Source organism: Comamonas sp. DB36 (genome assembly GCF_057914905.1).
In genome coordinates, this window is record NZ_CP196631.1 from 3,373,016 (window position 1) to 3,386,052 (window position 13,037).

A 13,037-nucleotide genomic window follows, 5' to 3' on the forward strand; every position below is an offset into this window, starting at 1 on the left:
GCAACAGTTATCAAATTATAATGATAAAAATGATTACACAGGCAATCTATTTACGAGTTTGCGCTTGAAACCACGTTACGGCGACAATCCGCCGATCACACTCCCAAAAGCCGTATCATTTTCCGGCGCGCATTCCTGGTTTTCCACCTGTCGGGCCGCCACTCACTAGAGCAGTCAAGCCGACTGCGCAGAGATTACCGTGACTCGACACTGCGCTGCGGCCAGACAGACAGGTGCGGCCTGCGGCGCCGGCGAAAAAAAACCCACCGGGGCGGACCCCGGCGGGCAAGTGCTGGCTCGAGGCCGGCACGGAGACATCTGGAAATGCAGAATCAGGGCTGTTTCTTGCCTGGCCCGGCGCTGGCATCGGCAGGCGTGGCCGATTCTGCCTTGGAGCCCGCGGCAGCGCCGCCCAGCGCGCCGGCCACGCTACCGACCATCCCGCCTACAAGCACGCCCGCCGGTCCGGCCACCGCTGCGCCTACCGCAGCGCCTGCGGCCGCGCCGGCGACAAGGCCGCCGCCCATCAGCACCGAACCCGACTCGCGTTCAGCATCTTCGGGGGACAACTGCACCTGGGCCGCGGGATCAGGATCCTGGGAGGGAACGCCGTGGCCTGGCACGGCCTGATCAGCCAGATCGGGGTCAATGGGGTTTTCTGACGGGCGTGGGGTGATCGGTGCAGTCATGCGGCGCTCCTTTGGCAATGGATGGCGGGCCAGCGCCCGCTGTCCTTCGGTTGTACCGTGCGCGCCGCCAACCATCCGCCGTCAGGATGGCCGCGATGCTGTCAGTCAATGCCTTGTGCGCCACCCATGCACGCGTGAAAAACAGGGCATGACAAGCCTGTAGCGACAGCACAGCGGCATGCGGCGTTCACTGGCAAGAAGCCGGCCAGCGCGCAGCTACATTGGATTCGCGCAGGCGCGGCGGCCTGCCGCAGACCGAGGCCCCCATAGAACCGCAAAGGAGTTTGCCGTGCCAAATTTCCGCTCGATGCTCTGCATCCGCCGCAGGCTGGCTCACATGTGCCTTGGCGCTGCGCTTGCCGCGCTCGCGGCCTGTGGTGGCGGAGACAGCCTGCCGGACCTGCCCCCGGGACCGCCGCAGACATCCGCCGAACGCAGTCTGCCGTCGGTCGTCGCCGACTGGGTCAAAGGGCAGTTCGGCTCCACGGCGCGACACGCCAATCGCTGTGCCGCACCGCGCAGCGGCACCGATCCCTACACCGGCATGCCCTATCCCGACCGGCCGGGGCGCACGCTGGACGAGAACCACTGGCTGCGCTCCTGGACCCACGACAACTATCTCTGGTATGACGAAGTCGAGGACCGCAATCCCGCGCTGCATTCCACGCCGGATTACTTCGCGCTGCTCAAGACCGAGGCGCTGACCCCATCGGGCGCGCCCAAGGACCAGTTCCATTTCTTCCTGCGCACCGACGAGTGGAGCGCGCTGTCGCTGGCGGGCGAATACCCGGGCTATGGAATGCGCTGGTCGGTGCAGCAGGCCAACCCGCCGCGCGAACTGATCGTCGCCTACACCGAACCCGACTCGCCGGCGACCGCGCCGGGAGCCGGTATTGCGCGCGGGGCCCGGATACTGGCGATCAACGGCATCGATCTGGTGCACGAAAGCGACCCCGAACGCCTCGACAGCATGCTCAGGGCGCTGCAACCCCGGGCAGCGGGCGTGAGCACCCAGTTCACGATCCTCGACGCCGGAGCGAACGTGCCGAGGATAACCACGCTGCGCTCCGCGCAGGTGACCTCGGCGCCGGTGCAGAACGTCAAGACGTTCGAAGGCCCCAACGGGCGTACGGTAGGCTATCTGCAATTCAACGACCACATGCGCGCTGCCGAGCCGCAACTGGCCCAGGCCATCGCGACATTGCGCAACGAAGGCGCGACCGAACTGGTTGTGGACCTGCGCTACAACGGCGGCGGCTACCTTTACATCGCCAGCCAGCTCGCCTATATGATCGCTGGCGAGATGAACAGCCACGGCAAGGTGTTCGAGCGTGCGATCTTCAACCACAAGATCCAGGCGCGCGGCCTGGGCTTGCCGCCCATGCCCTTTTTCTCCACGGGCAGCGGAAACTCTATGCCCACGGGCCTGCCCCTTCCCAGCCTGGACCTGCGCCGCGTCTATGTGCTCACGGGTTCGGACACCTGCTCGGCAAGCGAATCGCTCATCAATGGCCTGCAAGGCATAGATATTGAAGTGGTGAAGATCGGCGCCGCCACCTGCGGCAAGCCCTACGGCTTTCTCCCGGAGGAAAACTGCGGCAATACCTATTTCAGCATTCAGTTGCAAAGCGAGAACGCCAAGGGATTCGGCGACTATGCCGACGGCATGCAGCCCACCTGCAGCATTCCCGACGATTTCACGCAGGCGCTGGGCGATCCGCGCGAGGCGCGCATGGCCGCGGCGCTGCATTACATGGCCAGCGGCGCCTGCCCTGCGCCGTCGGCGGTTGCCAGCACCAAGCAGTTGCGCAGGACGCAGGCACGCTCCGGGCCGATGCTGCGGCCGTTGCAAGGCCTGCACCAGCGCATTCTGCAGGCGCGTTGATCGGTGCGACGGTCCGCGCCCCCGCGCTGGATGACGTTTTTTCTCCACAGATGCGAAGAACAAAGCTGTGGATAAGCTGTTATCAGTGTGTGAAAAAGCGCGCCAAGTCCTTGCCCAGACTGCGCCTTGGCTATCTTGCCGCAATTTGAGGCATGGTAAACCCGCGGTCACGCGTTTATCGTGCCGTCGGAGTTCGCCACCACCTCGATACGACGCTCAGGCGCCGTGCCGCTTCAATCTTCCTGTCGGCGTATCAGATCCCGTCCCAAGGGAGTGATGAACCACTTCTTTGCCGCATCCTGATGGGCGAGACCGAATTCCAGCAGGCGCTTGGAAATATGCTCGCGCGCTGCGGACTCGAGCGAAATGGTTTCGCCCATTTCGAGCTTCTTGAGCGCAGCCAGCTCGTCCACGGTGGGCTCGAAATGCAGCAGGTGGTCACTGGTGGTCATGGCACTCTCCTGGCCGCGCGCTCGCAGCCGGTTATCGGACACTGTAACTGATGCCCAGCGTATTCTCTTGAGCGCGGATGCGCAAGCGTCCGCAAGCGCTTTCTGCGCCATCCTGCGATGATTGGCACGGTCGCGCTGCGCCCGCGCCCGCTGCCTGTTCCTTTTTCTTTGCCCATGCTTTACGCCATCACTGCTCTGTTCGCGCTCCAGCTGCTTGGAGAAGCCATTGTTCACTTCACCCATCTGCCGCTTCCCGGCGCCCTGGTCGGCACACTGCTGCTGCTCGCCGCGCTGATATTCCACGGCCGCACGCCCCAGGCGCTCGAGCGCGTGGGCACGGTGCTGCTGCAGAACATGATGCTGCTGTTCATTCCCGTGATTGCCGGCGTCATGCTCGAGTTCGACAATCTCGCGCGCCAATGGCAGCCGTTCGTGCTCGCCTGCATCTTCGGCGCGGCGATCACTTTCATCGCGACGCTGCTGAGCTTTCGCTGGATGCTGCGCTGGCAGGCACGCAAGGATCAGCCATGAGCGCCGCCTTCGGATCCTGGCTTGCCGCTTCGCCCCTGCCCTGGCTGGTGCTGACGCTGGGCTGCTATCTGGCCGCGATGGCGCTGTATCGGCGCAGCGGCTGCCACCCGCTGCTGATACCGGTGTTCACGGCGGTGATCGTCGTCGTCGGCGTGCTGCTGCTCACGGACACGCCCTATGCAACCTACCGCAGCGGCGTCGCCATGCTGGGCATGCTGATAGGCCCGGCCACCGTGGCGCTGGCGCTGCCGCTGTATGCGCAGCGCGCGCGCATCCGCGCGTTGTGGCTGCCGCTGACCGTGGCCTTGCTGGTGGGCTGCACCGTGGCCCTGCTTTCGGCGCTGGGCCTGGGCTGGATACTCGGCGCCAGCGATGCGACGCTGATGGCGCTGGCGCCCAAGTCGGCCACGATACCGATTGCGCTGCCCATGGCCGAGCGCTATGGCGCCACGGCTTCGCTGGCCGCGGTCGCCGTGGCAATCACCGGCATCGCGGGCGCGATGCTCGCACCGCTGCTGCTGCGGCTGCTGCGCTCCACCGACCCCGCCGAGCAAGGCTTTGCGCTGGGCCTGACCGCGCATGCGATAGGCACGGCGCGCGCGCTGCAGATCCACCCCACCATGGGAGCGTTCGCGGCCCTGGCCATGGGCCTCAATGGCGTGGCGACCGCGCTGCTGATGCCGCTGTGCCTGGCGCTGCTGGGACGTTGAACGCCAGCGAGTTATCCCCGCGCCAGGCCCCCAAGCATGTGGACAACTGCGCCCCTTGCCGGGGATAAGCGGGACAAGTGGCTGTCGGAAAAGGGATTTTTCTCAGCCGCCTGTTTTTTAGGCAGCCATGGAAGCCAGGGCCAGGCGCTTTTGCTGCGCGCCGGCCCAGCCACACCACAAAAGCCCCAGCAGGGCCAGCGCGCCGCCGGCCCAGCCTATGTGGGCCAGCGAAGCGTGCTGAATCACCTGGTTGCCCAGCAGGGCTCCGCCGCCAATGCCGATGTTGTAGATGCCCGAAAACATCGCCATGCCGACATCGGTCGCGTCCGACGCCTGGCGCAGCACCTGGGACTGCATGGCCAGACCGAAGCAGATCATGCCTATGCCCCAGACCGACACCACGGCATAGAGGCTCCAGGCATGGCTCGCGGCGGGCAGCAGCAGCCACAGGCACAGCACCAGTCCCGCGCAGGTGCCGAGCAGAAAACGGTGCGGATAGCGCATGCCCCAGCGGCTGAACAGCAGGCTGCCGATCAGGCCCATGCCGCCAAACAGCAGCAGCGCCAGCGTGACGCTGTCGCTGCCCAGCCTGGCAATGGAATGCACGAACGGCTCGATATAGCTGTAGGCCGTGAATTGCGCCGTGATCACGATCGCCAGCAGCACATACAGCCAGGCCAGCGACTTGCGCCGCAGCAGCATGGGAACGCTGCTGAGCGAGCCCGCGTTCTCGCTGGGCAGCAAGGGCAGCAGCCGGAACAGACACAGCATGGCCGCGGCCGCGACCGCGCCAATCGCAATGAAGGTCGTGCGCCAGCCCAGCAGTTCGCCGACCACGCGGCCCAGCGGAATGCCCAGCACCATGGCCACCGAAGTGCCCACGGCCAGCAGGCTCAGCGCCTGCGCCTTCTTGCCTTCGGGCGCCAGGCGCACCGCAAGCGAAGCGGTGATGGCCCAGAACACCGCATGCGACAAGGCCACGCCCACGCGGCTGATGAGCAGCAGCGCGTAGCTGTTGGCGATTCCGGACAGCATGTGGCTCACTATGAATACCAGCAGCACGCCCATCAGCAGCCGGCGCCGCTCGACGTTGCGCGTGAGCAGCATGCAGGGCAGCGAGGCCAGCGCGACGATCCAGGCATAGACCGTAAGCATCAGACCGACCTGCGCGGCCGGCATGCCGAAGCTGGCCCCGATGCCGCTGAGCAGGCCGACGGGAACGAATTCGCTGGTATTGAAGACAAAGGCCGCAATGGCCAAGGCAACCACCGCCAGCCAGGAGGTGGGTTGTTGGGAAGTGGAGATGGACATGGGGGCGCGTGGGACACGCATGAATGACGCAGGGGACCGTGGACGCCCCCCTGCGCCGGGGGGCTGTTCAACCACGGCCCGGAGCATAGCCGCCGGCCCGCGGCTGCGCGCCGGCGCGGCGAGTGCCCCTATGCGCCAGTAGGCGGTTCATGCCGCCGGCGCGCGCAGCGCCTCAATAGGCAATCGTGAAACGCTGGCGCACGTGGGCCGGGCGCTCGAGTTCATCGACCACGGCGACCGCCAGATCGGCCGCCGAAATGCTGCCCGGCTGGTCGCCGTTCATCAGCGGCTGGTCCTTGCCCACGCGGTATTTTCCGGTGCGCTCGCCCCGGCCGCCGGGCAGAAAGCCTATGGGCGGGCTCAGGAAGGTCCACTCGAGGTCGCGCTCCTGGGTCTGCAATTCGGTCAGCAGATCGCGCGCCGCGCGCGCGCCGTCGCGGATCGCGGCGGGGAACTCAGGGGTGTCGACGATCTGCACGCCGGGCGCCGCATACAGGCTGCCCGCGCCGCCGACAACAATATAGCGCTTGATGCCCGCGGCTTTCGTGCCTTCCTGGATCGCATGCGAGCCGTTCATGAAGTCGGCGTAGATGTCGGGGTTGCCCCAGCCCGCATTGAAGCCGCTGAGCACCGCGTCGCAGCCGGCCACGGCCTGGCGCACCTGCTGCGCGTCCTGCACATCGGCTTGCACCACGGTGAGGCCGGCGCGCGGCGCATATTTTTTCGGGTCGCGCGCCAGCGCCACGACCTCATGGCCGCGCTGCAGCAACTCGTCCAGCAGGGCTGAACCCACAAATCCTGTGCCACCAATCAATGCGACTTTCATATCTGCTCCCAAGAACACTGTGAAGAAGGCCTTAGCATAAGCCGCGGCCACTTTTCGCGGTAGTTGGTGTCGACGACAATCACCTTGAAGCTGGACTTAACAATCAAGGGCTGCAATGGATGATTTCAAACGCATGGCAATCTTTGCCCAGGTGGTCGAGCATGGCTCGATGAGCGGCGCGGCGCGCGCGCTGGGCATGAGCCCGTCGGCCGTGAGCCAGCAGCTGCGCCAGCTCGAGCGCGCGGGCGGCGTCACGCTGCTGCACCGCACCACACGCCAATTGACGCTGACCGATGCGGGCAGCCGCTTCTATGCGCAATGCGCGGCGATGTGCGCGGCCGCCGCGCAGGCGCGCGCCGAACTCGCGGCCGAGCGCGACGCACCCAGCGGCGAGCTGCGCATTGCCGCACCCGTGGGTTTTGCGCGCCATATCGCGCCAGCGCTGGGCGACTGGCTCGCGAGCCACCCCTCGCTGCGCCTGCTGCTGCTGGTCGACGACGCGCCCATCGACCTGGTACAGGGCCGCGTCGATCTGGCAATCCGCTTTGGCGCCCTGCGCGACTCGGGCTGGGCCGCGCGCCGCCTGGGCCATATGCCCTGGTGGCTTTGCGCCGCGCCGCAGTGGGTGGCGCAGCATGGCGCACCCGACCATCCCGCGCAGCTCGCGGGCGCGCGCTGGCTGGGCATGAACGGCCGCCTCGAATGGGAATGCCGTCACCCGACCGAAGACGCTTACCAGTGGCGGCTGCAGCCGCTGATTGCCAGCAACAACCACTGGTCGCTGCAGCAGATGTGCGAAGCCGGCCTGGGCCCCGCGCTGCTGTCCGCAATGGATGTCAGCGAAGTGGTTCAGCAAGGCCAGCTGCAGCGCCTGCTGCCGCAGTGGACGCTGGGCGGGCTAGACATATGGGCGATGACACCGCAGCGCGACGCCCAGCCCGCCAAGGTGCGCCAGGCGATCGCCGCGCTGCAGGAGTATCTGGCGCAACTGCCGGGTGTGGACGCGTCTTAGAGGGACTGCACGCGCTGCAGCTGGGCCATTGCGCTCAGGCAGGACTGCGCGACTTCGACGCCCTTCTTGACGAAGTGGGCGCGGAAGAACTCGAGGTGGTCGGCATGCTCGTGGAAGTCGCGCGGCGTGAGCACGGCCGACAGCACGGGAACGTCGGTGTCGAGCTGCACGCGCATCAGGCCGTCGATCACGGCGCTGGAGACGAACTCGTGGCGGTAGATGCCGCCATTGACCACCAGCGCGCAGCCGATGATCGCGTCGAAGCGGCCGCTGAGCGCCAGGCGCTTGGCCATCAGCGGAATCTCGAACGCACCGGGCACGTCGAAATGCGCGATCTGCGTGGCGGGCATGCCTTGCTGGGTCAGCTCGCCGACCAGCGCATCGCGCGCCTGGTGCACGACATCGGTATGCCAGCTCGCGCAGATCACCGCGACGCGGCTGTTGCGCGCCACGCTGCCCCATGCAGGGGCGGTGGCAACGGCGGAAGAAATGGAGGAAACGACAGCAGTGGAAGTCTGATTCATGACAAGTGGATAACGTTGACAACATGAATCAGGGCGCGCGCGAAGCTGCGCGACCACAGGGCCGGAATTCGGGCGCACTGCGGCTGCGAGGAAATGCGCGATCTCTTTCATCCGGACTATGACCGTCGGCCCTGGAGTCTCACCAGGTCTGCTGACCCTGTGGCCGGAAGGCCGCAGGCGCTCGCGGGCTGCTGTGGTCACTGCCGGAGACAGGCCACAGATACCGCCGGTGGGGAGTTTCACCCCGCCCTGAGAACGCTGGCCTCCGAAGAGGCCGTGGTTGATTCTATCGACAGTTGGCACGGCCCGTTCGCAAGCTGGGCGCAAAACTGTTCTGCGCAACATGGATGCTGCCGCTACATTTGGCAACAACCATGGCGGCGAGGCAAAGCTTGTTTGGATGGCATCTATTCCGTCAACCAAAAGCATAGGCCGCGCGTATAACAACAAAGCATTGCGGTTTCCACCGCATCGCGCCCCGGGCCAGCCATGCAGAGGGCGTCCATCGCATCCACGGCGCTGCCGGGAATGCACCACCTGACGGAGACCTATGCGCACCATTTCCATTCGCCTGCTGGCCGCAAGCACCCTGGCCATCCTGGTCACCGGGTGCGTGCTGCCACCAGAGCCCTACTACGACAGCCCGGGCCCGGTCTATCAAAGTCCGGGACGGGTCTACGGCAATCCCGGCCCCATCGTGTATGAGCAGCCCACGACGATCTACCGCAGCGCTCCGGTCTATGTCGTTCCCGACCGGCGCGACGAACGCGCCTGGCGCGAGCATGAACGCCGCGAACAGGAGCGCATGCGCATGGAGCGCGAACGCGAGCGCGACCGGGATCGCATGCAGCGCGAGCGCCAGCGGGAACATGCCGAGCGCCAGCGCGACCAGTTCGAGCGCCAGCGCGAGCAGCAGCGCCAGCAGTCCGATCGCCAGCGTGACCAGCAACGCGATCAGCAGCGCGCCCAGGCCGAGCGTGAGCGCCAGCAGGCCGACCGCCAGCGTGAGCAGCAACGCGCCCAGGCAGAGCAGCAGCGTGCCCAGCAGCAGCACCAGCGCCCGCCGCAGCGCGAGCGCGAGCGCGATGAGGATCGCCGCGGCCCGCGCGACGGCGATCGTCCCGGCGTTCCGCGCGGCGACCGCGGCAGCTGATAGCGGCAGGCCATGAAGCTGCGCCTGCCTGCCCGCCACCGCCATGCCTTGGGGCTGGTGCTGGCCGCGCTGTGGCTTTGCGCAGCACCTGCCCAAGGCCAGGTGCTGCGCTGCACCGATGCGCGCACCGGTGCCGTCACCTATACCGATAGCGGCTGCGACAGCGGCCGCCAGGCCGAGCTGGTGCTGCCCGCGCGCAGCCCCGAAGCGCTGGCGCGTGAGCGCGAAGAGGCCGCACAGGCGATTGCGCGCAAGGAACAGCGCCTGCGCGAGGAAGCCGCGGCCGCGGCTCTGGCTCCCGCACCCGCTGCGCCCGCGGCGCCGCAGCCACCCGCAGAAAGCGCGCGCTGCGCCGATTCACGCCAGCTGCTGCAGGACCTGCTCAACCGCCCCGACCGCTCTTCTTCGCCGGCGTATGCCGAGCAGCTTGCCGCCGCGCGCCAGCAGATGGAGATCGACTGCCTGGGCCCGAAAGCCTATGGCGAACTCGAACGGTCGCGCGCCCAATCCACTGTGCCGTCGGCCCCGGTGATCGTCGTGCCCGCGCTGCGCCCGCCGCGTCCGCTGCCGCCGCAGGTGCAGCCACCGCGCCCGCAGATCACGCATTGCAACGTGTTCCGCTGCTACGACCGCAACGGCAACATCTATCCGCGTTAACGCACGGGCTTGCCCTGCAGGCCCTGCGCCACCGTCGGATAGCGCAGCGCCACGCGCAGCTCGCGCTGCATGCGCGTGGTGCGCAGCCGACGCGATTCACCCATGAAGCTCAGCAGAGTCAATGGCAGCTCGCCCTGGGCCTGGCTGCGCGAGACGCGCGGCGGCCGGGGGAGCCCATAGAGATCGGCAGCGAAGTCGAAATAATCGCCCATGTGCATGACGCTTGCATCGGCGACGTTGTAGACGCGCTGCGCGCTGCCGCGCCACAGCGCCGCCTGGCAGGCGCGCGCCAGATCATCGGCATGGATGTGGTTCGTATAGACATCGTCTTCACGGCGCAATACGGGTGTGCCGCGCAGCAGGCGCGCGCGCGGCGTGCCGCCTGCGCGGTCGGGAGCATAGATGCCGGGAATGCGCAGAATGCTCGCGCGCAGGCCCTGGCGCCCGGCAAAACGCAGTGTGCGCTCGGCATTGACGCGGCGCATCGCGCGCCCGGTATGCGCCGCGGGCGGGCGGCTTTCATCGACCCAGGCACCGCCGCAGTCGCCGTAGACGCCGCTGGTGGACGCGTAAACCAGGGACTGCGGCCAGCCGCGCCGGCGCAGCGCCTGCACCAGCGCCGTGGTGCGCGGGTCCAGCCACCAGCGCGGCGTTTCCTCGGATGCGGCCGGCGGCGGCGCGAGATGCAGCACGCGCGTGCCCAGGCCCGCGAGGCGGCGCAGGCTGCGCGGGTCATCGAGATTGCCCAGCAGCGGCGTGATGCCCAGCGCGCGCAGCTCGGCACGGCGCTCGGCCGACGAGGTCAGCGCCAGCAGCCGCACGCCGCGCTGGACCTTGGCCACGCGCTGGCCCACATCGCCGCAGCCGATGATCAGCAGGCGCTGGCGGCGAAAGCGTGCCGGCCGCGCGCCAAGAGGGTTTTGGTTTGAAGGCAAAATTCACCCTGTTATGCGGGCCGGCCATCCCGGCCCAGAAAAGCTCCTAGGATAACGAGAACATGACCCCGATTGCGAACCCCACCCACCAGATCATCGTGCAGCCCAGCGGTCGCGCCTTTGCGAGCCAGGGGGATGAAACCATTCTGTCCGCCGCGATCCGCGCGGGCGTGGGCATGCCCTATGGCTGCAAGGATGGTGCCTGCGGTTCGTGCAAGTGCAAGAAGCTCAGCGGCAGCGTGGTGCACGGCCCCCACCAGGCCAAGGCCTTGACGCCCGAAGATGAAGCCGCGGGCTATGTGCTGACCTGCTGCGCCACGCCGCAAAGCGATGTGGTGCTCGAGTCGCGCCAGGTCACGGACGAAAGCGCCTTTCCGGTCAGGAAGATGCCGGTGCGCGTCGCGGCGCTGGAGAAAATGGCGCACGACGTGATGCAGGTACGCCTGCAATTGCCGGCCATGGAGAAATTCCGCTACCACGCGGGCCAATATGTGGAATTCATCATGCGCGACGGCGCGCGCCGCGCCTATTCGATGGCCACGCCGCCCCACTTGCAGGAAACCACGCCGGGCATAGAGCTGCATATCCGCCACATGCCCGGCGGCCTGTTCACCGACCATGTGTTCGCGACCATGAAGGAAAAGGAAATCCTGCGCATCGAAGGCCCGTTCGGCAGCTTCCATCTGCACGAGGACAGCGACAAGCCGGTGATCCTGCTGGCTTCGGGAACGGGCTTCGCGCCCATCAAGGCGCTGATACTGCACATGCAGCACCTTGGCTTCAAGCGCCCGGTCACGCTCTACTGGGGCGGACGCCGACCTCAGGACCTGTACCTCGACGGCTGGATTCGCGCCCAGGCCGCGGACCTGCCATTCCTGACCTACGTTCCCGTGGTCTCCGATGCCCAGCCCGAAGACGCCTGGACCGGCCGCACCGGCTATGTGCACCAGGCCGTGCTCGATGACTTTGCCGATCTCAGCGACCACCAGGTCTATGCCTGCGGCGCGCCCATCGTCGTCGACTCGGCGCGCAGCGCCTATACGCGCCAGGGCGGCCTGCCCGAGGACGAGTTCTTTGCGGACGCTTTCACTTCGGAAGCCGACAAGCACGGGCCTGCCTGATGCCCCGCCGGCCGCGCCTGGCCGGCCGCGCCTCGCCGGCCGCGCCTCGCCGGCCGCGCCTCGCCGGCCGCGCGCACAAACCCTGAGCCAAGCCACGCTTGGGCCGTGAAAGCGGCCCGAAATTGCCTATTTCACGCAGCAAAACTGCATTGCCTGGTTTGCACTGACGACGGCATGCAGTTTTTTTGCAAGAATGGATAGGCAATGAATCGCCGTAACAGTCTCCTCTCGCTCCTCGCCGCCACCGCGGCCCTGGCAGCCCCCCTCGCCCAAGCCCAAGAACCCATCCGCCTGATCGTGCCTTATGCACCGGGCGGACCGCTCGACATCACGTCGCGCGCGCTCGCCGAACGCGTGCGCGATACGCTGGGCGTGGTGATCATTGAAAACAAGGCCGGCGCCGGCGGCAACATCGGTGCCGACGCGATCGCCAAGGCTTCGCCCGATGGCCTGACGATAGGCCTGGCCGCCACCGCGACCCACGCCGTGAACCCCTGGCTCTATTCGCGCATGCCCTATGACGCCGGCAAGGACTTCGCGGGCATCACGCAGATGGTGCGCGTGCCCAACGTGCTGGTGGTCAACGCCGACTTCGCCGAACGCAACAAGATCAGCAGCATCGCCGACCTGCTGGCCTACGCCAAGAGCCATCCCGGCAAGCTCAACTACGGCAGCGGCGGCAACGGCAGCGCCGGCCACCTGGCCGGTGAAATGCTCAAGCAAAAGGCCGGCATCTTCGCGCTGCACGTGCCCTACCGCGGCGCCAACCCCGCCCAGCTCGCGCTGCTGTCGGGTGAAGTCGACTTCAACATCGACAACCTGGCCGCGGCCGCGCCCAACATCCGCTCGGGCAAGCTCAAGGCCCTGGCCGTGACTTCGCTCGCACCCACGTCGCTGCTGCCAGGCGTGCCCGCGCTGTCCAAGACCTTCCCCGGCTTTTCGATCGACACCTGGTGGGGCCTGGTGGCTCCCGCAGGCACGCCGCAGGCCGTGCTCGACAAGCTCAACAAGGCGTTCACCGATGCGCTCAAGGCGCCGGAAACCAAGACCCGCTTTGAAATGCTGATGGCCGAGCCCGTGGCTTCGAGCCCAGCGGCCTTCGACCAGTTCATGGCCGCGGAACGCAAGAAATACCAGCAGGTCGTCAAGGCTTCGGGCGCCAAGGTCGACTGATCTTGCGCTCCATGAAAAAACCCCGCTGCAGGCAACTGCGGCGGGGTTTTTTCATTGC

General features: G+C 66.9%; 14 protein-coding genes and 1 riboswitch. Of the genes, 8 read left to right on the forward strand and 6 right to left on the reverse strand.

Annotated elements, in window-relative coordinates; genetic code table 11:
• Positions 1-332: 332 nt before the first annotated feature.
• A complete protein-coding gene (locus ACSVDO_RS15805) occupies positions 333-689 on the reverse strand; it encodes a hypothetical protein (RefSeq protein ID WP_332535626.1) in 357 nt (118 codons plus the stop codon).
• A gap of 289 nt (positions 690-978) precedes the next feature.
• On the opposite strand from ACSVDO_RS15805, the gene ACSVDO_RS15810 reads away from it, so the two are divergent.
• Positions 979-2,574, forward strand: coding sequence for a S41 family peptidase (locus tag ACSVDO_RS15810; RefSeq protein WP_489593300.1), 1,596 nt, complete (start codon positions 979-981; stop codon positions 2,572-2,574).
• Positions 2,575-2,807: 233 nt separating this feature from the next.
• Here ACSVDO_RS15810 and ACSVDO_RS15815 read toward each other — a convergent pair whose 3' ends face one another.
• Positions 2,808-3,026: a hypothetical protein gene (locus ACSVDO_RS15815; RefSeq protein ID WP_332535623.1), complete on the reverse strand. Its 219-nt coding sequence runs from the start codon at positions 3,024-3,026 to the stop codon at positions 2,808-2,810.
• A gap of 174 nt (positions 3,027-3,200) precedes the next feature.
• On the opposite strand from ACSVDO_RS15815, the gene ACSVDO_RS15820 reads away from it, so the two are divergent.
• Together ACSVDO_RS15820 and ACSVDO_RS15825 are read left to right on the forward strand one after the other, a co-directional pair.
• On the forward strand, positions 3,201-3,557 hold the full coding sequence (locus tag ACSVDO_RS15820; protein WP_332535622.1) for a CidA/LrgA family protein: 357 nt from the start codon (positions 3,201-3,203) through the stop codon (positions 3,555-3,557).
• A complete protein-coding gene (locus tag ACSVDO_RS15825; protein ID WP_332535620.1) occupies positions 3,554-4,267 on the forward strand; it encodes an LrgB family protein in 714 nt (237 codons plus the stop codon). The genes ACSVDO_RS15820 and ACSVDO_RS15825 overlap by 4 nt, the downstream gene beginning before the upstream one ends.
• 117 nt (positions 4,268-4,384) lie before the next feature.
• Here ACSVDO_RS15825 and ACSVDO_RS15830 read toward each other — a convergent pair whose 3' ends face one another.
• A complete protein-coding gene (locus ACSVDO_RS15830) occupies positions 4,385-5,578 on the reverse strand; it encodes a sugar transporter (protein ID WP_489593302.1) in 1,194 nt (397 codons plus the stop codon).
• A 172-nt stretch (positions 5,579-5,750) separates the two neighbouring features.
• Complete coding sequence (locus ACSVDO_RS15835; RefSeq protein WP_332549370.1) at positions 5,751-6,404, reverse strand: NAD(P)-dependent oxidoreductase; 654 nt, start codon at positions 6,402-6,404, stop codon at positions 5,751-5,753.
• Between the two features lie 115 nt (positions 6,405-6,519).
• Here ACSVDO_RS15835 and ACSVDO_RS15840 point away from each other — a divergent pair, with 115 nt between their 5' ends.
• A complete protein-coding gene (locus ACSVDO_RS15840) occupies positions 6,520-7,416 on the forward strand; it encodes a LysR family transcriptional regulator (protein ID WP_489593304.1) in 897 nt (298 codons plus the stop codon).
• Here ACSVDO_RS15840 and ACSVDO_RS15845 read toward each other — a convergent pair.
• Positions 7,413-7,940: a 6,7-dimethyl-8-ribityllumazine synthase gene (locus tag ACSVDO_RS15845; protein ID WP_332535614.1), complete on the reverse strand. Its 528-nt coding sequence runs from the start codon at positions 7,938-7,940 to the stop codon at positions 7,413-7,415. The genes ACSVDO_RS15840 and ACSVDO_RS15845 overlap by 4 nt on opposite strands.
• A gap of 95 nt (positions 7,941-8,035) precedes the next feature.
• Positions 8,036-8,201: riboswitch (FMN riboswitch) on the reverse strand.
• A 289-nt stretch (positions 8,202-8,490) separates the two neighbouring features.
• Between ACSVDO_RS15845 and ACSVDO_RS15850 the strand changes: the two genes are divergently transcribed.
• Together ACSVDO_RS15850 and ACSVDO_RS15855 are read left to right on the forward strand one after the other, a co-directional pair.
• On the forward strand, positions 8,491-9,093 hold the full coding sequence (locus tag ACSVDO_RS15850) for a hypothetical protein (protein WP_489593305.1): 603 nt from the start codon (positions 8,491-8,493) through the stop codon (positions 9,091-9,093).
• Positions 9,094-9,105: 12 nt separating this feature from the next.
• The gene (locus ACSVDO_RS15855; RefSeq protein ID WP_489593307.1) at positions 9,106-9,750 is read left to right on the forward strand and encodes a DUF4124 domain-containing protein; all 645 of its coding nucleotides are present in this window, start codon (positions 9,106-9,108) and stop codon (positions 9,748-9,750) included.
• Here ACSVDO_RS15855 and ACSVDO_RS15860 read toward each other — a convergent pair.
• On the reverse strand, positions 9,747-10,685 hold the full coding sequence (locus ACSVDO_RS15860; RefSeq protein ID WP_489593309.1) for an SDR family oxidoreductase: 939 nt from the start codon (positions 10,683-10,685) through the stop codon (positions 9,747-9,749). The two genes, ACSVDO_RS15855 and ACSVDO_RS15860, sit on opposite strands and share 4 nt — an antisense overlap.
• Positions 10,686-10,747: 62 nt before the next feature.
• Here ACSVDO_RS15860 and ACSVDO_RS15865 point away from each other — a divergent pair, with 62 nt between their 5' ends.
• Complete coding sequence (locus ACSVDO_RS15865) at positions 10,748-11,806, forward strand: CDP-6-deoxy-delta-3,4-glucoseen reductase (protein WP_489593311.1); 1,059 nt, start codon at positions 10,748-10,750, stop codon at positions 11,804-11,806.
• Between the two features lie 204 nt (positions 11,807-12,010).
• A complete protein-coding gene (locus ACSVDO_RS15870; protein WP_489593313.1) occupies positions 12,011-12,979 on the forward strand; it encodes a Bug family tripartite tricarboxylate transporter substrate binding protein in 969 nt (322 codons plus the stop codon).
• The last annotated feature ends 58 nt before the right edge of the window (positions 12,980-13,037 follow it).